General features: G+C 52.5%; 20 protein-coding genes, 1 pseudogene and 1 riboswitch. Of the genes and pseudogenes, 2 read left to right on the top strand and 19 right to left on the bottom strand.

Features of this window, described 5'->3' with window-relative positions:
* Positions 1–93 precede the first annotated feature (93 nt).
* From DNH61_RS22995 to DNH61_RS22910, 18 genes and pseudogenes are all read right to left on the bottom strand, one after another.
* Positions 94–1,545, bottom strand: coding sequence for a HAMP domain-containing sensor histidine kinase (locus DNH61_RS22995; RefSeq protein WP_111149413.1), 1,452 nt, complete (start codon positions 1,543–1,545; stop codon positions 94–96).
* Positions 1,546–1,552: 7 nt separating this feature from the next.
* Positions 1,553–2,269, bottom strand: a complete 717-nt coding sequence (locus tag DNH61_RS22990; RefSeq protein WP_111149160.1) for a response regulator transcription factor — start codon at positions 2,267–2,269, stop codon at positions 1,553–1,555.
* Between the two features lie 26 nt (positions 2,270–2,295).
* Positions 2,296–3,561 (bottom strand): cytochrome c biogenesis protein CcsA, encoded by a 1,266-nt coding sequence (gene ccsA, locus DNH61_RS22985; protein ID WP_111149159.1) that lies wholly within the window; start codon positions 3,559–3,561, stop codon positions 2,296–2,298.
* Positions 3,558–5,219 carry a cytochrome c biogenesis protein ResB gene (gene resB / locus DNH61_RS22980; RefSeq protein ID WP_111149158.1) on the bottom strand — a complete coding sequence of 554 codons (1,662 nt, stop codon included), beginning with the start codon at positions 5,217–5,219 and terminating at the stop codon, positions 3,558–3,560. Before resB ends, ccsA begins: the two co-directional genes overlap by 4 nt.
* A gap of 34 nt (positions 5,220–5,253) precedes the next feature.
* The gene (locus DNH61_RS22975; protein WP_111149157.1) at positions 5,254–5,781 is read right to left on the bottom strand and encodes a redoxin domain-containing protein; all 528 of its coding nucleotides are present in this window, start codon (positions 5,779–5,781) and stop codon (positions 5,254–5,256) included.
* Positions 5,782–5,859: 78 nt separating this feature from the next.
* Positions 5,860–6,603 carry a pseudouridine synthase gene (locus DNH61_RS22970; protein WP_111149156.1) on the bottom strand — a complete coding sequence of 248 codons (744 nt, stop codon included), beginning with the start codon at positions 6,601–6,603 and terminating at the stop codon, positions 5,860–5,862.
* 162 nt (positions 6,604–6,765) lie between these two features.
* A complete protein-coding gene (locus DNH61_RS22965; protein ID WP_111149155.1) occupies positions 6,766–7,299 on the bottom strand; it encodes a spore maturation protein in 534 nt (177 codons plus the stop codon).
* Between the two features lie 5 nt (positions 7,300–7,304).
* Positions 7,305–7,952: a nucleoside recognition domain-containing protein gene (locus DNH61_RS22960; protein WP_111149154.1), complete on the bottom strand. Its 648-nt coding sequence runs from the start codon at positions 7,950–7,952 to the stop codon at positions 7,305–7,307.
* A 1-nt stretch (position 7,953) separates the two neighbouring features.
* Positions 7,954–9,135 carry a D-alanyl-D-alanine carboxypeptidase family protein gene (locus tag DNH61_RS22955; RefSeq protein WP_111149153.1) on the bottom strand — a complete coding sequence of 394 codons (1,182 nt, stop codon included), beginning with the start codon at positions 9,133–9,135 and terminating at the stop codon, positions 7,954–7,956.
* Between the two features lie 363 nt (positions 9,136–9,498).
* Positions 9,499–9,918, bottom strand: a pseudogene (ytfJ, locus tag DNH61_RS22950) (GerW family sporulation protein); the annotation flags it as partial.
* A 93-nt stretch (positions 9,919–10,011) separates the two neighbouring features.
* Positions 10,012–10,716, bottom strand: a complete 705-nt coding sequence (locus DNH61_RS22945) for a DUF2953 domain-containing protein (protein WP_146241123.1) — start codon at positions 10,714–10,716, stop codon at positions 10,012–10,014.
* 69 nt (positions 10,717–10,785) lie between these two features.
* Complete coding sequence (gene scpB / locus DNH61_RS22940) at positions 10,786–11,391, bottom strand: SMC-Scp complex subunit ScpB (protein ID WP_111149151.1); 606 nt, start codon at positions 11,389–11,391, stop codon at positions 10,786–10,788.
* Positions 11,360–12,145 carry a segregation and condensation protein A gene (locus DNH61_RS22935; RefSeq protein ID WP_111149150.1) on the bottom strand — a complete coding sequence of 262 codons (786 nt, stop codon included), beginning with the start codon at positions 12,143–12,145 and terminating at the stop codon, positions 11,360–11,362. Before DNH61_RS22935 ends, scpB begins: the two co-directional genes overlap by 32 nt.
* A gap of 25 nt (positions 12,146–12,170) precedes the next feature.
* Complete coding sequence (ribH, locus tag DNH61_RS22930) at positions 12,171–12,641, bottom strand: 6,7-dimethyl-8-ribityllumazine synthase (RefSeq protein ID WP_111149149.1); 471 nt, start codon at positions 12,639–12,641, stop codon at positions 12,171–12,173.
* A gap of 44 nt (positions 12,642–12,685) precedes the next feature.
* Positions 12,686–13,900 (bottom strand): bifunctional 3,4-dihydroxy-2-butanone-4-phosphate synthase/GTP cyclohydrolase II, encoded by a 1,215-nt coding sequence (locus DNH61_RS22925; protein ID WP_111149148.1) that lies wholly within the window; start codon positions 13,898–13,900, stop codon positions 12,686–12,688.
* A 30-nt stretch (positions 13,901–13,930) separates the two neighbouring features.
* Positions 13,931–14,602, bottom strand: coding sequence for a riboflavin synthase (gene ribE, locus DNH61_RS22920; RefSeq protein WP_111149409.1), 672 nt, complete (start codon positions 14,600–14,602; stop codon positions 13,931–13,933).
* 9 nt (positions 14,603–14,611) lie between these two features.
* Entirely contained in the window at positions 14,612–15,730 is a 1,119-nt protein-coding gene (gene ribD, locus DNH61_RS22915) for a bifunctional diaminohydroxyphosphoribosylaminopyrimidine deaminase/5-amino-6-(5-phosphoribosylamino)uracil reductase RibD (protein WP_111149147.1), read from the bottom strand.
* A 145-nt stretch (positions 15,731–15,875) separates the two neighbouring features.
* Positions 15,876–16,065, bottom strand: a riboswitch (FMN riboswitch).
* Between the two features lie 134 nt (positions 16,066–16,199).
* Positions 16,200–16,631: a peptidylprolyl isomerase gene (locus DNH61_RS22910; RefSeq protein WP_111149146.1), complete on the bottom strand. Its 432-nt coding sequence runs from the start codon at positions 16,629–16,631 to the stop codon at positions 16,200–16,202.
* 160 nt (positions 16,632–16,791) lie between these two features.
* Here DNH61_RS22910 and DNH61_RS22905 point away from each other — a divergent pair, with 160 nt between their 5' ends.
* Together DNH61_RS22905 and DNH61_RS27070 are read left to right on the top strand one after the other, a co-directional pair.
* Complete coding sequence (locus DNH61_RS22905; protein ID WP_111149145.1) at positions 16,792–17,490, top strand: hypothetical protein; 699 nt, start codon at positions 16,792–16,794, stop codon at positions 17,488–17,490.
* A gap of 67 nt (positions 17,491–17,557) precedes the next feature.
* Entirely contained in the window at positions 17,558–17,686 is a 129-nt protein-coding gene (locus tag DNH61_RS27070) for a hypothetical protein (protein WP_281272430.1), read from the top strand.
* Positions 17,687–17,773: 87 nt separating this feature from the next.
* Here DNH61_RS27070 and lysA read toward each other — a convergent pair whose 3' ends face one another.
* Positions 17,774–19,105 (bottom strand): diaminopimelate decarboxylase, encoded by a 1,332-nt coding sequence (gene lysA / locus DNH61_RS22900; RefSeq protein WP_111149144.1) that lies wholly within the window; start codon positions 19,103–19,105, stop codon positions 17,774–17,776.
* Between the last annotated feature and the right edge of the window lie 132 nt (positions 19,106–19,237).

Here is a 19,237-nt window from a genome sequence, read left to right as displayed (position 1 = left end):
TCGAATGATATGGATTATAATAACGGCCGCCCAGGTTAATTCCTGAACGGCCGTTATTTAATATTATTGTTTCACGAACAACAAGATTAAACGCTACGTTTCGCGAGGCTTGGACAGTACACCGGGCCCTTCGACAGGAAGCATCAGGGTGAAAGCTGTTCCTTCTCCAAGTGTGCTGGCAACCTCAATAGTACCAGCATGAGCTTCGATGATATTCTTCACGATTGCCAGGCCAAGCCCCGTCCCACCGCTGTTACCGCGTGTGCGCGCTTTGTCGGCCTTGTAGAATCGTTCAAAGATGAATGGAATGTCTTCCTTGGGAATTCCCTGCCCCTTATCTCTTACCGTAACTCTGGCAAACGGTTTATCCTTGACAGCCGTTTCCTCAGCGGATATCTTGATCTCTTTCCCTTCGGGCGTGTGACGAATAGCATTATCCAGCAGATTCGTAAGCACTTGTTCCAGACGATCCTCGTCTGCTTGCTCCAGCCGTATCGGTTCCCCTGGCAGATCATACCGAAGGGCAATCCCCCGGTCTTTGGCATAGACCAAGAACTTGCGGTGTACCCGCTTGATCAGTTCGCTTAGATCAGCCTGTTCCAGCTTCATCTCCATATGACCGGCTTCCATTCGGGCCAGATCAAGCAAATCCTTCACCAGTCGTCCCATACGCAGCGATTCGTCATGTATCACCTGGACGAGCTCATTGCGCTCCTCAGGAGAAGCGGCAATATCGTCAAGCAAGGCTTCACTATAGCCCTGCAGCATGGACAACGGTGTGCGGATCTCATGGGAGACATTGGCCACGAAATCTTTGCGGAGCTTCTCCAGCCGGTATTCCTCTGTCACGTTCCGAAGCACGGCTACCGCTCCTCTAACACTTTCCTTTGACTTGAGTGGCGCCATAACAATAGACCACACGTCGTTCTGCACATGCATCTTATCGGTTTGATCTCTGCCCTGCCGCAGTACATCCCGGAACAAACCGTACAGCGGAGCAGGCACGGAGCCATACCTCTGCAGCTGTCCCGGCTCCTGATCCCTGGAAATAGAGCTCCACTGCTCCATAATCTGTTCCCCTTCGGGGTTGGTCATAATGACTTCTCCGGTAGCATCGAAGGTAATGACGGCATCAGCCATACTGCGCAGAATGGATGACAGATGATCCTTCTCATGCTGCAAATCCCCGATAAGCTTATCGACTTCAGCCGCCATATGATTGAATGTTCCCGCCAGTTCTCCCAGTTCATCCGTAGAGCGAATGGGCACCCGGGTGCGGTATTCGCCCTGGGCGATCAGATCGGCAGCCTTCTTCAGCTGAAGCAGAGGCTGTGTGATTTTGAACGATAAGAAGAAAGCAAAGAAGGTGGAGAGCGTAAATCCGATGATACAGGTAATGATGAAGAGCATCTTGACATCGTCGGCATTCGTAAACGCAATATCGATATATTGGAGCAGGAACATACCGAGTATGATCAGCACCACAGCTACAAGGGCCATAATCGTAGCCCACAGCTTGCCTACAACGCTGCGCAAGAACCGCAACACCATCTTACTTAGGCACCTCTAACTTGTAGCCGACACCCCATACGGTCGTGATCATGGCCGCTGCATCTGGAGACACCTTGTTAAGCTTCTCCCGAAGACGCTTGACATGCGTGTCAACCGTACGAAGATCACCAAAAAATTCATAATTCCACACATCCTTAAGCAGGTCTTCACGCGAGAATACCTTGTCCGGTGAAATAGCCAGGTAGTGCAGGAGCTCATACTCTTTCGGTGTCAGGCTCACTTCATGTCCTCCAGCCGTGACCCGGTGGGCATCATGTTCAATTACCAGATGCGGGAATACGATATTATTGCTGGTGTTCGCTTCCTTCGATAAGAAGGCTGTCGCAGAAGAACGCCGCAGGATCGCTTTAACACGATAGATAACTTCCCGCGGACTGAACGGCTTAACGACATAGTCGTCAGCTCCCACTTCGAAGCCCTGGACCCTGTTCATCTCTTCGCCCTTGGCTGTCAGCATAATAACCGGAGTAGCCTTGGATTGCCTTAATCTGGAGCAGACCTCGATCCCATCCATACCTGGCAGCATGACATCCAGCAGAATGAGATCAAACTCATCGGCGGTAGCGATTCTTAGTGCTGTCTCGCCGTCCTCGGCCTCTTCAATGATATAGCCTTCCTTCTCCAGGTACATCTTCAGCAAACGGCGGATTCGCTCTTCATCGTCAACAACAAGTATGCGGTGAATTTGTTCAGACATAGGTTGATACTCTCCTTTGGGAACGGTTATCCGTCAACCCCGGCATACGAATGCAGGCCGGCAATAATGAGATTGACACCAATTAATGTAAACATGACTACGATAAAGCCGATTACAGCCAGCCAGGATGAACGGTGTCCCTGCCAGCCGCGCGATAAGCGCAGATGGAGGTATGCACTGTAGTACAGCCATGTAATCAGGGCCCATACTTCCTTCGGATCCCAGCCCCAGAACCGGCCCCAAGCCTGTTCTGCCCATATCATGGCAAAGATCAGAGCGCCTAAGGTGAATACCGGGAAGCCAATCGCGATTGAGCGATAGCTGATTTCATCCAGATCCTCGGGATCAATCCCCTCCAAAGTCGGGTGAATAACCGCGCCGAGAGGCTTGCGAAACACCAGTCTTAGTAGTCCATACAGCAGTGTGCCGGCGATAACAGACCAAATGACCGTGTTCAGCTTGCGGCCCGCATTCGCGCCATTCATCCAGGACGGCGCCTCGAAGAGCGGCGATTTCATACCGAGGAAAGGCTCGATAGACGTTGTCTCACTGTTGTACGGCTTCACAATCGGCGGCAGTGTGTATTCCACCTTATCTTCCGTAATGGACTCCGCGCCAGTCTTATCATACGAGATTGTAGTCTGTGTGAAGCTGGCCTGATAATCCATCCCTCTGAATAGGAACACAGCACCGATAAAGCCAACAATGACAATAATCACATACAGCGTAAACTCAATCCAGCGTTGTGCGCGTCTGGCTGCCTTGTCTGTCCCTTTAAAATCGATCACTCGCAGCAGGTACATCAATCCGGCCGCAAAGCCGACTGCGAAGAACGCTTCTCCAAGCGCCGCGGTTGTTACATGCACCTTAAGCCAATTGGACTGCAATGCCGGAACGAGCGGCTGCACCTTCTGCGGAAATACCGCCGCATAGGCCACAATCACAATGGTAAGGGGAAGCGCGAACATCCCGAGCAAGGGAGATCGGTAAATCAGATAAATAATAGTGAAAGCAATCATGATGGACATGCCTAGGAAGGTCATGAACTCATACATATTGCTGGTTGGTATGTGTCCGGCTCCTGCCCAGCGTGTGAAGAAAAACACAAGATGGGCCGCTAGTCCAATCGTCGAGAAAACAAATCCGACCCGGGACCACTTGCGCACATGCTCTTCCGGCTTACGGTTGCTCCATTTCCGTCCAGCCACCGCAATGACATAGAACAGAAAAGCGAAGCAGTATAGGAAAAACGCCGCAATAAAGGCGCTGCTGCTAATGTCTAACCAATTCACGTCTTGTTCCCTCCGTTATCAAGCGACTTCGGATCCAACTCAATGCCCATCCTGCGCAGAACTGCTGCTACATCATTTCTCATTCCGTACCAGTTCTTGTTCGTATGTGCGCCAAGTGACAGGATGCCGTTGTCGATTCGCAGCCAAATTCTTCGATGGTTCCAGTAGAAGCCCATCACAAGGCCTATCATGGATATAGCAGCGCCAACCCATATATACGGCATCGCTTTATCGATCCGGATATTAAGGTAAGTCGTTGCGCCCGATATTTCCACCTCTTCCATGCTGTCTACCCGGAATTCAATCCGCTCCGCAAGCTCCCTGTTCAGTATATCCTGACTGAAGCGCTGCTTGTCCACCTGCTTCGGAAAATAGATGAACGTCTCACCGGCCGGATCAAGCTCCGGTCCCTTCACAAGAAACAGGAAAGCCGGCGCGTTAGGCTCCCTCGACTTCGTGGCTGGTTTACCCTGTTCGTTTATGGTGAAGTCCATGAAGCGTGTAATCAGCTCCAGACGGTAAGGTCCCAGCTCATACAGCATCTCGGGCTCCGTAATAGACAAGTGAAACGGCCCATAAGCCTCGCCCGTCTTCTTGTCCACAAGCATCGGATTAACAGCTTTCAGCTTCGGGGTAGGATCGTAATCGAACTGGTACGCCTTAAGGCCCTTGTAGCTCAATGGAGAGTTTACAATGATGTCATGCTCGGTCACCTTTTCAAGAACCGGTTCACCCTGGGTGCCTGCACAGTTATCCACACATTCATACAGCTCTGCCTTTGTCTGATATTTCTTGGCCCGGACGGTGTCCCGGAGCTCCTCAGGCAGCTCTTCATTACTGTAGTAATCCACGGAAAACTCAACATTCTTCAGATAATAATTGGTGTCTGCCAATCTGACGGTATCCCCCTCCGGAACAACAGCATACGTATCCATATGCCAGCCCGGAATACTGCGCGCAAGAACCGCCAGAAGAAACAGGATAAGGCCGATATGGTTGATATAAGGGCCCCACCGGCTGAAACGGTTCTTCTCAGCAAGCAGCGCATCCCCATCGCGGTATACCTTGTAGTTTCTCTTGCGGAGCTGCTCACCCAGTCTGACCGTCCATTCTTCGGTGTCCGCATCGTCAATCCGCCCGGTATATACGACCTTCTGTCTCGTGATAAACTGAAGATGCTTGCGGATTTGCTGTTTGTTCAGCGCTTTATAGAGAGGAAGCACCCGGTCGAGACTGCAGATGACCAGCGAAGTGCCGATCATAACGAGCAGTCCGATAAACCACCAGGATTCATACGTATGAGATAAGCCGAGCATGTAATAAATTTTTCCCGGCAGGCCATATGTATCTTCATAGTACTCCGGGTCATTAAAGTTAATGAAGGTTCCTTCCTGCGGATAGATTGTGCCGAGCATGGCCCCAAGCAGCGTAATCACAATCAGAATTACCGCAATCTTTACGGAAGAAAAAAAGTTCCATACCCGGTCAATCAGTCCAGGGTTTGCTTTCTGGGAACGTCTGGCTGCGCCGTCATACCGCATCTCCAGAGGTGCATTATCCCCTGCCAGCTCTGCATCCAGCGGCTTGCCGCATGATTCACAGAGAACTGTGCCGGCGTGATTTTGATGACCGCATTCACATTTGGTGTTATGAAACAATCGCGTCGGTCCCCCTCCCTGCCGCCAGAAGCGGTTAACCCTGCAGCAGTTTTTCCACTCGGGTATCAATGTCCTGCTCTGTCATACCTCCAACAAAAATATCCTGAATCGTTCCGTCGGCTGCCACGAAGAAAGTAGTGGGATAAGAACGCAGCCCGTATCTTTTTTCCACTGTTTTCTCATGATCCCGCAGGATCGTATAGTCAAGATCAAAATCTCGAAGGAAGCTGCGAACGGTAATATCATCCTCGCTCAAATTAATCGCAAGAATTTCCAGCCCTTTGCTGTGCCATTTGTCATACTGATTCTGAAACTCGGGCATTTCCTTCACACATGGCGGACAAAAGGTGCCCCAAAAATTGATAATCATCGGCTTACCCTTATAGTCCTCCAGCTTATGAACATCCCCGTTAAGCCCGGCCAGCTCAAAAGCAGGCGGTTTGTCCCCAATCTTGGGCGCCCCTCCAGACACAAACAACGTCTTGCCGATGGCATAACCGCCCAACAGCAAGACGCCGATCAGGATGACAATTTGGACGGGCTTACGCATCTTGCCTTTCATTCGTTCATCCCCACCCTTGTTTGACGGCTTTACCTTTCATTATAGCGAAATGTCCAAACCCATGTATTTCGACAATTTTCACTTTTTGTGAACATTATGTGTCTTCTTGGATGAACCCAGCAGTTCCTTCACTTCACCAGGCGTCAAATGCCGGTATTTGCCGCGGGGAAGCCCATGCAGCGTCAGATCGCCGAACTTTACACGCTTTAGTAAGATGACAGGATGGCCGATGGCCTCAAACATCCGTCTGACCTGACGGTTGCGTCCCTCATGGATTGTTATGCGGATGGTTGAGCGCTTGCTGTCCGGATCAACGTCCTGGTATTCAATTTCCGCTGGTGCAGTCATGCCGTCCTCGAGCTCGATCCCCTTCTCCAGCTTCTCCAGAAGCGAGCCGTGCGGCACACCTTTCACAGTCGCATGATACGTCTTAGGGACATGATGGCTTGGATGGGTCAGCAGATTGGCAAACTCACCGTCGTTGGTAAGCAGCAGCAGACCCTCCGTATCATAATCCAGCCGGCCCACCGGATAGACGCGTTCCTTAATCCCAGGCAGGAAATCACCTACAACCTTGCGGCCTTCCGGATCGCTGGCGCTTGTGATGACGCCCTTCGGCTTGTGCAGCATCAGGTACAGCTTCGCTTCACTGCGTATCCTGCGGCCATTTACCTTAATTTCATCTGCAGCCGGGTCGGCTTTTACGCCCAGCGTTGTTACTACCTCACCATTTACCTCTACCTTGCCGGACAAAATAAGCTCCTCGCACTTCCTGCGGGATGCCACGCCGGCCTGAGCCAATATTTTTTGTAAACGTTCCAAGTTGGTTCACCTCATCTACCATCATACCCATAGAAGTCCAAAATCACAAGCATACCGGAAGTCCGCAGTCTGTATACAACGAAAAACCGCCTGGCGTCTTTAGACGCTAAGCGGCCTGTAAGCTGATAATGGCACTGCTTCACACAATTCCCTTGCCATTACTTAACCGAAAACAAGCAAACATATAAATACAGCAGCCAGAAATCCGACAAGATCTGAGAACAAGCCGACCTTCAGGGCGTACTTCGTTCTGCGGATGCCGACTGCTCCAAAATAGACGGTCAGCACATAGAGCGTTGTGTCTGTGCTGCCCTGAATCGTGGAAGCGATCCTGCCGATCATCGAATCAGGGCCATACACCTTGATCAAGTCAGTCGTATAGGCCAGTGAGCCTGCACCTGTAATCGGCCGCAGCAGGCCAAGCGGCAGCACTTCGCCCGGCACCTTCATCCAGGCGAAGAGCGGTTCGAGCACGGCCACAATGGCATCCATCGCTCCCGAAGCCCGGAACATGCTGATCGCCACCATCATGCCAACCAGATGAGGGATCAGGGAGACGGCCGTGCCGAAACCATCCTTCGCCCCGTCCACAAAGGATTCATACACCGGTACTTTGCGAAACGCAGCATATAATGGAATAAATGCGATAAGTGCAGGTATCATCCACGTTGAAATTACGGTAATCCATTGATACATCCTTGTCAGCCACCCTTCAGGGCGGCAGAATGATTGCTTCCGGCTGCTGATGACCCGCCGGTATGTAAGGGCGGCTTGGCGGAGCGTCTGCGGTACCACCTATCCGCAAGAATGGCAGCAGCTGTTGCCACCGCAGTAGCCGCGAGCGTTGTTCCTACAATCTCCGCAGGATTGGCTGACTCGTAGCTCATCCGGATGGCAATAAGCGTGGTCGGCACCAGCGTAATACTGGATGTGTTAATCGCCAGCAGGGTGCACATGGCAGGTGTTGCGGTTTCCTTGTCAGGATTGAGCTTTTGCAGCTCCTGCATCGCCTTGATCCCCATGGGCGTGGCCGCATTGCCTAACCCGAGCAGGTTCGCGCTCATATTTGACATGATATAACCAATCGCCGGATGGTTCCGTGGCACATCGGGAAACAGCAGCCGGACAAGCGGACCCAGCAGGGAGGCCAGCTTGCTGAGCAAGCCTGCATCCTCCCCAATCCGCATGAGGCCCATCCAGAATACCAGCACGCTGATCAGCCCGAAGCAGACGGTTACGCCGGTTGTAGCGCCATCAAAGGCCGCTTCCGTTACAGCATCCATCCGCCCGGTAAAGGCGGCAACCATAACACTGGACACAATCATGATGAGCCAGATCCAATTTACCATGTCAAGCCGCCTCCTTCCTCCCGAACAGAACACCAAACACCGCACGAACCGCATTTATCCAGCTGTCACTGCTGCTGCCAATCTCGATGTCTTCCGGCTCGCTGCTGCTCCTGTCCGGATCCGGCTTTGCTGATGTGTTAGATGGCGCAGCCGCAAGAGCTTTAACCGGGATAGAGCCAATCAGCTTGCCGTCGAGGGAAATGTTGATCACGCCCGCATCCCCGAGCGTGTAGCGGACGTCTTGCGCTGGCCGCCGTACCAGCTTGGCCGTCAGGCGGGATTTCTCCCCCTGCGCGAGCGGATACCGGAAAGCGGTTCTGGCAGCTACAGTAGTCAGCTTCTGTCCTTTCTTGATAACAGTCTCAAGCGGGTAATGGGCAAACCCCCAGTCCAGCATCTTACGGTGATCATTCCAGTCATCTCCATCGTTCAGCGTGACAGCTGCAAGCTGCTGGCCATCACGGGTAGCAGAGCTGACCAGACAGCGGAAGGCAAGCTTCGTATAACCGGTCTTCACGCCGTCCGCTCCTTCGTACATGGACAGCATCTTATTCTTGTTGTACCACTTATAATCCCAAGCTTCATTCGGATTTGGAGCTGACTTCACCTTCGTCTTCACGATCTCTCTGAAGGTGGGATTTCTTAATGCATAGGCCGTTAGACGAGCCATGTCGTTAGGCGACGAATAGTGTTCATCATGGTCAAGCCCGTGCGGGTTCATAAAATGGGTTTGGTCAAGTCCGAGTTCTTCTGCCTTCTGGTTCATTAAGAAAACGAACCCTTCCTCTGTCCCCCCTACATGCTCCGCAATCGCGGTCGCCGCATCATTACCGGAACGAAGCATTAACCCATACAGCATGTTGTGAAGGCTCATCTCTTCGCCAAGCTTCAGATATATGGAGGAGCCTTCTTTGCCTGCCGCGCGCCTGCTTGTCTTTACAGCCTCTGACAGATTGCCGTGCTCAATGGTCACAATGGCTGTCATGATCTTGGTCAGGCTGGCGATCCGCATACGCTCATTGCCACGGGCGCTGTATAATATTCTGCCGGACTCCACATCAATTAAGGCCGCCCCCTTGGCGTTAGTGTACAGCTTCGCCGGTGCAGCAAACACATGGCCTGCTGACAAACCGGAAGAAAAGAGCAGCACGAATGCGGTTAGTGCGGTAACCAAGGATTTCATGCTTTCAGCTACCTCCTTACATGTCTTCCCTATGCCTGTCCGGCTTGGGGTCTTGTACAGTATATGCTATCATTCGGCCGTTATGTCCCTTAAGGCTGCCTGTCCAGCAAAAAGCTGCCCCCCTGTTAAGAGGGACAGCCGGTTTGCCTATTCGACAGACAGCTAGATCAAGCTGTTGTCATCGTCACTCGATTGATTGCTGCTGTCGGAAGTGTTCGAGCTGCCCGTCGAGCCGGAAGTCGAGGAACCCATCGACGATCCGCCCATTGTGGAGCCCATACCCATCCCGGATGTCATAGAGCTCATAGCTGAGCCCATGCCGGCAGCACCCATGCCAGTGGAGCCCATAGCTCCCATTCCCATAGAACCGCCGCCGCCCTTCATCATGTTCTGCAGCTTGTCAAATACCTTAGGGGCAGAGTCCATAACCTTCTCCCACAGATGTGTGGAGTTATCAAGCGAAACAATCTTAACGCCCTGCGAGCCAACTACAAGAAAAGCGATTGGCGTAATGGAGACGCCGCCGCCGCTGCCGCCGCCAAAAGGCATGGCTACGGACGGATTGTGGTGTTCAATTGTCGTGTTTGCAGTAGATGTTTCCGTAACGGAATCGACACGGTAATCACTGCCGCCGGCAACGAAGCCGAAGCCGACTTTAGAGATTGGCATGATGATGCTGCCGTCCGGCGTTTGAACCGGGTCACCGACGATGGTATTGACATCGACCATCGCTTTGATGTTCTCCATAGCGGTTTCCATTAACCCTTGAATCGGATGTTCCATCTCCATGTTCTTCATCCTCCCTTTACGAATAAGCATAGTTCTGCTTTGTTAGCTTTCCCGAGGCCGATATTCTTATGCATGGCCTTAATGAACTCAGATGTTCCGCGACAACCGTCTTGGAAGGAGGACACGGCCCCACGCCCTGAAGCCGCCTTTGACGGCGCGAATACGCCCGATCAGCCGAACCCCCACCACCAGCATTTGAATAACTCTGATCTTCGCCGTGCTCACAATTTCCGTGGTAAAGCTGGTCTGATTGAACAGCGGCTGCACATCCATCTGCGGAATGGTTTGCAGGCGGACCATCTGAGAGAATACGCCCATGACAGACGATTTGGCCGACCATGCCATTCCGGTTGTCATAGCCGTCCATACAGCATCGCCTGTTCCCAGCTTTGTTGTCCAGATCCATTCCGTTATCCGTGTTTTGCACAGCACCTGCTTCGCTATACCAGTCAAGTCACGGGTATACTTAAGCAGATCGTTCAGCTTCTCAACCAAACGCATAATCGTATGCCGGTCAATGGTTTCCTCCGAGGTGCCTTCTCCCCCGGGTGTTATTGGTGTTCCCGACTGTTCCCGTTTGAATACAAGCTCCATGCCTTTCAGCTTGGCAATCGGGATTTCCAAATGGTACCTGACGAGCCCGAACAAGGCCTGCAGCTTAATCTCGATGTGGTCGTTCTCGTTTTCCCGGCGTATCACACTCTTAATGACAATATTGGACATCAACACCGCGACGACGAGTAAAAAAAAGAGACCTGCCGCGATCCACCATCCGACTGGGATTCCAAGCACCTGTAATCACCAACGCTTCCTTAATGTTGTCGGATATAGTATGACCTTGCGTGCAAATCTCATGCCTGTTTAAGGCTCTTTTAATTCATCAATTGTAATTTGGACACTATCCAGCTTCTCGAACAGCATCTGGGTCTGTTCCTCGAGCAGCTCGCTTTCATTGAATGATGAAGGCTCTGGCAGCGATTCCAGACTGGACAGGCCGAAGTAATCCAGGAAAGATTTTGTCGTCCCGTACAGAATTGGCCTTCCTATGGCATCCGCTCTCCCGACCTCTTCGATCAGATCCTTGTTAACGAGTGATTGCAGCGCCCGGTCACTCTTGACCCCGCGGATCTCTTCAATCTCCACACGCGTGATAGGCTGACGGTAAGCAATGATCGACAGCGTCTCAAGAGCGGCCTGCGACAGGCTCTGCCTGCCGGGTGTAAAGGCCATTCGCTCAAAATATGGCGCATGCTCGGGCAGCGTTGTGAAACGGTAGGACCCGGCTACCTCAGCGATCCGAAGTCCGCGCTTCCTGCGCTTCATCTCTGTCTTCATTTCCTGAACGGCATCCTTGATTACAGATGCGTCTTGTTCTATGATATCTGCCAGCTGTCTGGCACTTAGCCCTTCTTCTCCTGCCATATACAGCAGGCCCTCAATAATCGACTTCAAGGTCGGAAAGTCCACCGTCCTCCGCTTCCCCTCTCCAATGAATCACGATGTCATCAAACAGTCTGTTCTGAAAGCACTGGATCTGCTTCATCTTCATAAGCTCAAGCAGAGCAAGGAAGGTTACAACGATCTCATGCCTGTCCATTTCCTGCCGGACCAGCTTGGAGAACCTCACCATCTCATGGCCCCGCAGCAGCTCGACGATATCGCGTATCCGGTCCTTGACCGATATTTCATCGCGTTTCACCGTTGAGACCAAATTACGGCGAGTCGCCCTGCGAAGCGCTTTTTGAAAGGCCTGTATCAAGTCGGATACATGCAGACCTTTCACCGGATTTTCCGGCACGGCCGGAAGGTAAGGCGTCAGATCCTCTGGCTCCTTCATAAAAATCAGGCCGCTCTCGGCCTCCATTTCGCGCAGCTGCTCGGCAATCAGCTTGAACTTCCGGTACTCAACCAGTTTCTGTATCAGTTCATCCCGCGGATCGAGACCATCATCTGCCCAATCGTCCATGTAGTCATCCTCTTCGATGACCGGCGGCTTCGGCAGAAGCTGCTTGCTCTTCATGGCCAGCAAAGTGGCGGCCATTACAAGAAATTCACTCGTTACCTCAAGCTCAAGCTGCTGCATGGCGCCAAGGTACTCCATATATTGGTCCGTGATTTCACTGATGGATATTTCATGGATATCGATCTCGGCCTTGTCAACCAGATGGAGCAGCAGATCCAGCGGCCCTTCGAATGATTCCAGCTTGTAATGGACCGTCACTTGCGTAACCTCCCGGAATGTATGATTAGCTGTTCAAGGAACGAGTCAAGTTGGCCATCTCAATGGCTGTAACAGCCGCTTCCCAGCCCTTGTTCCCCGCTTTCGTGCCAGCCCGCTCAACAGCCTGCTCAATCGAGTCGGTCGTGAGAACGCCAAATACGGTTGGCACGCCAGTCTTCAGGTTAATTGCGCCTACACCCTTGGCAACCTCGTTGCAGACATAGTCAAAATGCGGAGTTGATCCGCGAATGACTGCGCCAAGCGTTACAACGGCATCATACTTGCCGCTCTCGGCCATCTTCTGGGCAATCAGCGGAATTTCGAAAGCTCCGGGTACCCAGGCTACTTCCACTTCATTCTCTTCCGCTCCGTGACGCTTGAAGGCGTCAAGCGCTCCGCTCAGCAGCTTGCCTGTAATGAATTCATTGAACCGGCCGACTACAACGCCATATTTCAATCCTTGCGAAACTAAGTGTCCTTCATAATACTTCGTCATGTATAATCATCCTTTTCTCTGTTATATAGGGAGTCAAGCTCAGCTTAATTATTGAACTCCAGCATATGTCCAAGCTTTGATTTCTTCGTATGCAGGTAGTTGGTGTTATCCTCATTCTCCTGCATCTGGATCGGCACGCGTTCGACGACCTCAATGCCATATCCTTCAAGACCCTTGATCTTGCGCGGATTGTTCGTTAAGAGACGCATTTTGCGAATGCCGAGATCCTTCAGAATCTGGGCGCCGATGCCATAATCGCGCAAATCAGGAGCAAACCCCAGTTTAATATTCGCGTCCACCGTGTCGAATCCCTGCTCCTGCAGCGCATAAGCTTTCAATTTGTTAATAAGGCCGATCCCGCGCCCCTCCTGCCGCATGTACAGCAGCACGCCGTTGCCCGACTCGCTGATCTGGCGCAGAGCCGCCTCCAGCTGCGGGCCGCAGTCACAGCGATGGGAATGAAATACATCGCCTGTCAGGCATTCTGAATGGACGCGGACGAGCGCCGGAATATTCTCGTCAATCTGTCCCTTAACGAGCGCTACATGCTCTTTGCCATCCACTTCATTCGTATAGGCCACCGCACGGAACACCCCGTAGTCGGTCGGCATCTTCACTTCGACCACGCGCTCTACCAGCTTCTCCTTGTCATTCCGGTACCGGATCATGTCCTGAATGGAAATCAGCTTCAGCCCATGCTTCTGACGGAACTTCTCGAGATCCGGCAGACGCGCCATTGTCCCGTCTTCATTAATGATCTCGCAGATCACCGCTGCCGGATAGGAACCGCACATTCTTGCCAGGTCAATAGCCGCCTCAGTATGACCGGCACGGCGCAGAACGCCGCCCTTCTTCGCAATCAGCGGGAAAATATGACCCGGCCTGCGGAAGTCGCCCGGACGGGTTTGCGGGCCGATGAGCGCTTTTACCGACTGGGAACGCTCGTATGCGGATATTCCTGTAGATGTGGTGACATGGTCTACCGATACGGTAAACGCCGTCCCATGAAAGTCTGTGTTGTGCGTTACCATCGGGGGCAGGTTCAGCTCCTCGGCCCGTTCTGCCGTAATAGGCACACATACAAGCCCGCGCGCTTCTGTAATCATGAAATTAATGATTTCGGGAGTCGCTTTATCAGCCAGCGCAATCAGATCCCCTTCATTTTCCCGGTCTTCGTCATCCACGACGATTACGGCCTTGCCCAGCATCAGATCATAGATGGCTTCTTCGATCTTATCAAACCGCGTTTCCTCACTCATCTGTTTATCCTCCATTCCTGATTGCACGATTCACATAAAGCCATGCTCGGTTAGAAAAGATGCGGTAAGCCGGCTCTTGGCCCCTGGCTGCTCTCCTGCTTCCGTCCTTGGCCCATAGCGGAGCAGATGCTCAACATATTTGCCTAGTATATCGCACTCAATATTGACCGTGGCACCCGGCTGCTTATGATAGAGCGCAGTTTCCTTCAAGGTGTGCGGAATGATGGAGACGGTGAACCCGTCCTCCACGAGCTCCGCTACCGTCAGGCTGATTCCATCCACCGTGATCGATCCATGGTTGACGATATAACGCATCAGCGAGGCTTCCTCTAGGCGGAAGGTAAACCGTACAGCATTTCCCTCTGTCTGTCTGCTCACCAGTACAGCAATGCCATCAGCATGACCTTGAACAATATGCCCGCCGAATCTTCCATTCGCCGCCATTGCCCGTTCAAGATTGACAGGATCCCCCGGCTTTAGGTCTTTCAGATTCGTATGACGGTAGGTCTGCGGTGTAACATCCATTGTAAAGCTGCTGCTGGTAAAGGAGGTCACAGTGAGGCACACACCATTAATTGCGATGCTGTCACCAAGCCGGGCACCCTCCAATACCTTGCCAGCCGATATATCAAGCACCATGGCTTCTCCCTGCCTGCTTACCCCGCGAAGGCTTCCCACTTCTTCAATCAATCCTGTAAACATATTCGCCATTCACTCCTTTCCGCTGCTGTAATCCGGATAGCCAGTTATGGCAATATCCTCTCCGTACCGCTGCACTTCCACTCCGCGCAGCTGGAGAGCATCCGCCATACGCCCGGCACCCTCATACTCGAAGCTTCCCGGGGCCAGCTGCCCCCCGCCGATAATCTTGGGAGCGAAGAAGAGTACCAGCTTGTCTATCAGCCTCGCCTGAAGCATGGAGCCGTTAAGACGTCCGCCCCCTTCCAGCAGGATGGATGAAATCTCCTTCTCGCCAAGCCTCTGCATAGCATAATGCAGATCAACCGCTGTCCCGTCACCGCATTCGATAACGTCAACTCCCCGCGCCGCAAGCTGCGACTTGCGCTCAGAATCTGCGCCTGCCGTTGTCAGCACAATCGTAGGAGCTTCCCCGTCTGTATACAGCTTGGCATCAAGAGGCACTCTCAGCGACGCATCCACCACGATACGAACTGGATTAAGACCCGGCACAGGCAGGCGTGTGGTCAAGGATGGATTGTCTGCGGCAGCTGTACCAGCCCCTATCATAATCGCCTGGTGCTGATGCCGGAGGGTATGTACGGCCATTCTGGCCTGCTCACCCGTAATCCACTTGCTGTCGCCGCCTCTGGCTGCGATCTTGCCGTCCAGCGTGCTGGCAGTCTTCAGCGTTACGAACGGCATGCGCGTGACGATGTATTTCTCAAAGGCTTCATTCAGCCTTCTCGACTCTTCCGCCAGTACACCGGCTGTTACCTCAATTCCCGCGTCCCGCAGTTTGGCGATCCCGCGCCCAGACACCGCTGGGTTCGGGTCCAATGCCGCTACTACTACCCGTGATGCCTGGGAGGCTATGACCCGGTCGGCACACGGGGGAGTTTTCCCATAGTGGCTGCACGGCTCCAGCGTTACATAAACGGTTGAGCCTGCGGCCTCCCCGGCAGCCATATTCAGCGCATGCACCTCGGCATGACCGCCGCCTCTCTGCAGATGAGTGCCAAGACCGACGATCCTTCCTTCCTTCACAACCACGCAGCCGACCACCGGATTGATTCCCGTCTGTCCGGATGCGCGGGAGGCCATATCCAGCGCCAGACGCATATAAAATTCATCATTCATCTGTTCGATCATGACAATTAACCCCCGAAGACATTCTTCGGGGGTTGGACGTTAACAGAGCTGCTTGCAGCGGCATCCTCAAAAAAGCCTGCACCAGCTTGTGAAAAAAAGAACAAGACGGGCGGGCCTACACGCAGACGTGTCTAGCCGCTGATCACACTCTCTTCTCCCATCCAGACTATACTGTCGGTCCCGGAATTGCACCAGGTCCACCGGACCGCCAAGGCAAGCTGCCTTGTACAAGCTGCGGTACGGGTCACGGACTGACTTATCGAGAGCGAGGAACTGGTCCTCTTCCTGATAGGATCACCGCCGGTTGGGAATTTCACCCTGCCCCGAAGAAAGCTAATCTATTCAATTGGATTACGTTGATTGAAATAGTACCACCGTGTGTGAAAAAAAGCAACCATTTTCATCCTTGCGAAGCCAACTGCACAAAGAAAGCAGCATCCTGGTCCGGATGCTGCCCTGGTCTTCCGTACTAAGCTTCTACTACCTCAACGCTCTCCATCTTGTCGCCGCCCTGGAACGCATCGATATGCTCCATTCCCTTGGTTACCTTGCCAAACACGGTATGCTGGCCATCCAGGTGAGGCTGCGGCTGGTAGCAGACATAGAACTGGCTGCCGCCGGTATTGCGGCCTGCATGCGCCATCGCGAGCGAACCGCGCTCATGCTTGTTCGGATTGATTTCACAATTGATTGTATAGCCCGGTCCGCCTGTACCTGTTCCGTTCGGGCAGCCGCCCTGAGCCACAAAGCCCGGAATAACGCGGTGGAAATTTAGGCCGTTATAGAAGCCGGAATTCGCCAGCTTCTCGAAATTTGCTACTGTATTCGGTGCGTCCTGCTCGAACAGATCAATGACGACTTCTGCTCCGTTCGCCATTTTGATTTTTGCTTGTTTAGCCATATACGAATGGTCAACTCCTTGGCATTTTTTCTCATGATACTATAAATAGGACAAGACTGCAAAAGCCTCCCCAATCTGACGCGCTGTTGTGCGGGCGGCTGTTGCTTGCACGGACATCTAATATATGGATATAATACCAGGTAAAGAGAGGTGATGTCTCATGAGTATGAATTGGAGATCCAAGCTCAACACTGACGAAACGCCGCTTGTGCGCAGCGCCCGTTACCTAAAAACTGCCATGCTGCTAACCGGAATGCTAGTTCTGCTTCGTATTCCCATGACAAGCGGCTTAACCTTGGCCGAGGAGCTTGTAAGCCGTGCGGGTCTCCCTATCTTCAGCAATATGGAGCAGCATACAGGCCTGCATTATGTGAACATCGTTCTGGTTCTAATCTTGTTTGCCATCATCACGCTGCTGGTTAACAGCCTGAACCGCCACCGGTTCCTCGCAATTATTCTGCTGTACTTTATTCTGCATGCAGTGCCCGGCTGGCTCTTAACCGCCTACCAGAGCACGCTTGCGAGCGGGGTTCACGCCTTAATGAACAATGCACCTGCAGAGTGCAGGCTCAAGAAGACAGATGGAGACCTGCATGGAAATTGCAGCTTGGCATTGACCAATTACAGCAGCCGGGAGGTGACGGTGACACCGGTTGTTCACTTGAAGCATCTATCAGATGTTAACCAGCCATACACATTTGAAACAAGTACCATTACGATTGAGGCACGTTCCACCAAATCCTACTCATTAGATATTAAGCCAGAGCCAACCGGTAACGATATGCCGCAAATTGGAAATTATATGGGTACCGCAACAATTGAACTTCATGACGGACAGCGCTCGCGAATATTCAACTAGCTTGCCGTTATGCCATGCACTGCCAAGATGCCGGGAAAACGAAAATCAGGTGAAGGAGAAGCCCAATATGAGAAAATCATTCAGCTCGCCGGATAAATGGATTGGAGTCGGATTCATAACGTTTGCGGCATTGTTCGTGATAACGGGCGTCCTGCTGCTTGCAGCTCTCCAGACCGGTTATATCCGTTTGAACTAACAGGCTTTTGGCAAGCGCCATAAACCATGAAAGGGCTGAACCAGCCGCTATAATGCGGGGTTCAGCCCTTTCTCATTTTATCGCTGCTTATTGCGCCGATGAAGCCTTGCGCAGACGTGCAGGCAGCACATCGTTGCCGACAATGTCATCAAGCGATTCACGCTTAACGGCTAGATCAGCCTCACCGTCTTTAACAAATACGACAGCCGGCTTGCGAATCCGGTTATAGTTGCTCGCCATAGCATAGTTGTAGGCGCCGGTACAGAAAACAGCCAGCAGATCGCCGGTTTGTACCTTCGGCAGGTCGAGATCCCAGATCAGCATATCGCCGCTCTCGCAGCATTTGCCTGCAACCGATACCGTCTCTTCAAGCGGCTCGTTGGCACGGTTGGCCAGGACAGCCTCATACTTGGACTGGTAAAGTGCCGGACGCGGGTTGTCGGTCATGCCGCCATCAACGGCAACATACTTGCGTACGCCTGGAATTTCTTTGGACGTACCGACGGTGTACAGCGTTGTGCCTGCATCGCCAACGATGCTGCGTCCCGGCTCTACCCAAATCTCAGGCAGCGGATATTCCGCCTCCGTGAAGTGGCTGATAATGGCATCGGTGATCGCCTTCACATATTCAGCAACCGGCAGCGGGGAATCCTCGGAGGTATAGCGAATGCCGAAACCGCCGCCCAGATTGATAACCTGGAAAGTCATGTCCAGCTCATTGCGGATTTGTACAGCAAAGGCGGATACCTTGTCCACTGCCATGCGGAAGCCTTCCACTTCAAAGATCTGGGAACCGATGTGGGAATGAACACCCAGCACATTCAGGTTAGCCAGCTCTTTGGCCTGCTTCAGCGCTTCATAAGCGGCGCCGTTGCCAAGATCGAAGCCAAACTTTGAATCCTGCTGTCCGGTGGAGATATAGTCATGCGTATGAGCTTCAACACCAGGTGTAATCCGAAGCAGAACGTTTACCTTCATGCCCTTGTCAGCAGCGAGTGCGTTCAGCAGGTGCAGCTCGACAAAGTTATCGACAACAAAGCAGCCGATACCGGCATCGAGTGCCATGTTGATCTCATCCGGCGTCTTGTTGTTGCCATGGAAGTGAATGCGTTGTGCCGGGAAGCCGGCCTGCAGTGCTGTATACAGCTCGCCTTCCGATACGACGTCAAGCGACATATCCTCCTGCTCAGCGATCGCACACATCGCCATTACGCAGAACGCCTTGCTCGCGTAGGCTACCTGGAACTTCAAGCCGGAGGCGCGGAATGCCTCGACATACTCTCTTGCACGCTGACGGACAAGCGCCTCGTCAACAATATATAGCGGCGTGCCGAACTCGGCAGCCAAATCCTTCACATCACAGCCGCCAATCTCCAGATGTCCGGCTGCGTTAATTTTGCTGGTACCATGCAAGTACATATAATTTCCCCTCTGCTTTCTGCATAAAGTCCAAATTGATTTGCATCATTTGCACTTAAGTATAACGCATTATCGCTGAAGGAGAAATGGATAAATCAGCAAATCATTTGTACTTTCCGCCTGTTGCCAATG

Source organism: Paenibacillus sambharensis (assembly GCF_003233845.1).
In the GTDB taxonomy this organism is placed as follows: Bacteria; Bacillota; Bacilli; order Paenibacillales; family Paenibacillaceae; genus Paenibacillus_I; species Paenibacillus_I sambharensis.
This window is presented reverse-complemented; position numbering and strand designations above follow the sequence as displayed.

What these genes read in the sequence shown, in the direction of transcription:
- DNH61_RS27070 (WP_281272430.1), top strand. Translation starts at nt 17,558, where the DNA reads ATGAGAAAATCATTCAGCTCGCCGGATAAATGGATTGGAGTCGGATTC.
- DNH61_RS22965 (WP_111149155.1), bottom strand. Translation starts at nt 7,299, where the DNA reads ATGTATCAATGGATTACCGTAATTTCAACGTGGATGATACCTGCACTT.
- DNH61_RS22910 (WP_111149146.1), bottom strand. Translation starts at nt 16,631, where the DNA reads ATGGCTAAACAAGCAAAAATCAAAATGGCGAACGGAGCAGAAGTCGTC.
- DNH61_RS22925 (WP_111149148.1), bottom strand. Translation starts at nt 13,900, where the DNA reads ATGAGTGAGGAAACGCGGTTTGATAAGATCGAAGAAGCCATCTATGAT.
- ribE (WP_111149409.1), bottom strand. Translation starts at nt 14,602, where the DNA reads ATGTTTACAGGATTGATTGAAGAAGTGGGAAGCCTTCGCGGGGTAAGC.
- DNH61_RS22960 (WP_111149154.1), bottom strand. Translation starts at nt 7,952, where the DNA reads ATGGTAAATTGGATCTGGCTCATCATGATTGTGTCCAGTGTTATGGTT.
- DNH61_RS22955 (WP_111149153.1), bottom strand. Translation starts at nt 9,135, where the DNA reads ATGAAATCCTTGGTTACCGCACTAACCGCATTCGTGCTGCTCTTTTCT.
- DNH61_RS22975 (WP_111149157.1), bottom strand. Translation starts at nt 5,781, where the DNA reads ATGAAAGGCAAGATGCGTAAGCCCGTCCAAATTGTCATCCTGATCGGC.
- DNH61_RS22990 (WP_111149160.1), bottom strand. Translation starts at nt 2,269, where the DNA reads ATGTCTGAACAAATTCACCGCATACTTGTTGTTGACGATGAAGAGCGA.
- lysA (WP_111149144.1), bottom strand. Translation starts at nt 19,105, where the DNA reads ATGTACTTGCATGGTACCAGCAAAATTAACGCAGCCGGACATCTGGAG.
- DNH61_RS22905 (WP_111149145.1), top strand. Translation starts at nt 16,792, where the DNA reads ATGAGTATGAATTGGAGATCCAAGCTCAACACTGACGAAACGCCGCTT.
- ribD (WP_111149147.1), bottom strand. Translation starts at nt 15,730, where the DNA reads ATGATCGAACAGATGAATGATGAATTTTATATGCGTCTGGCGCTGGAT.
- ribH (WP_111149149.1), bottom strand. Translation starts at nt 12,641, where the DNA reads ATGACGAAGTATTATGAAGGACACTTAGTTTCGCAAGGATTGAAATAT.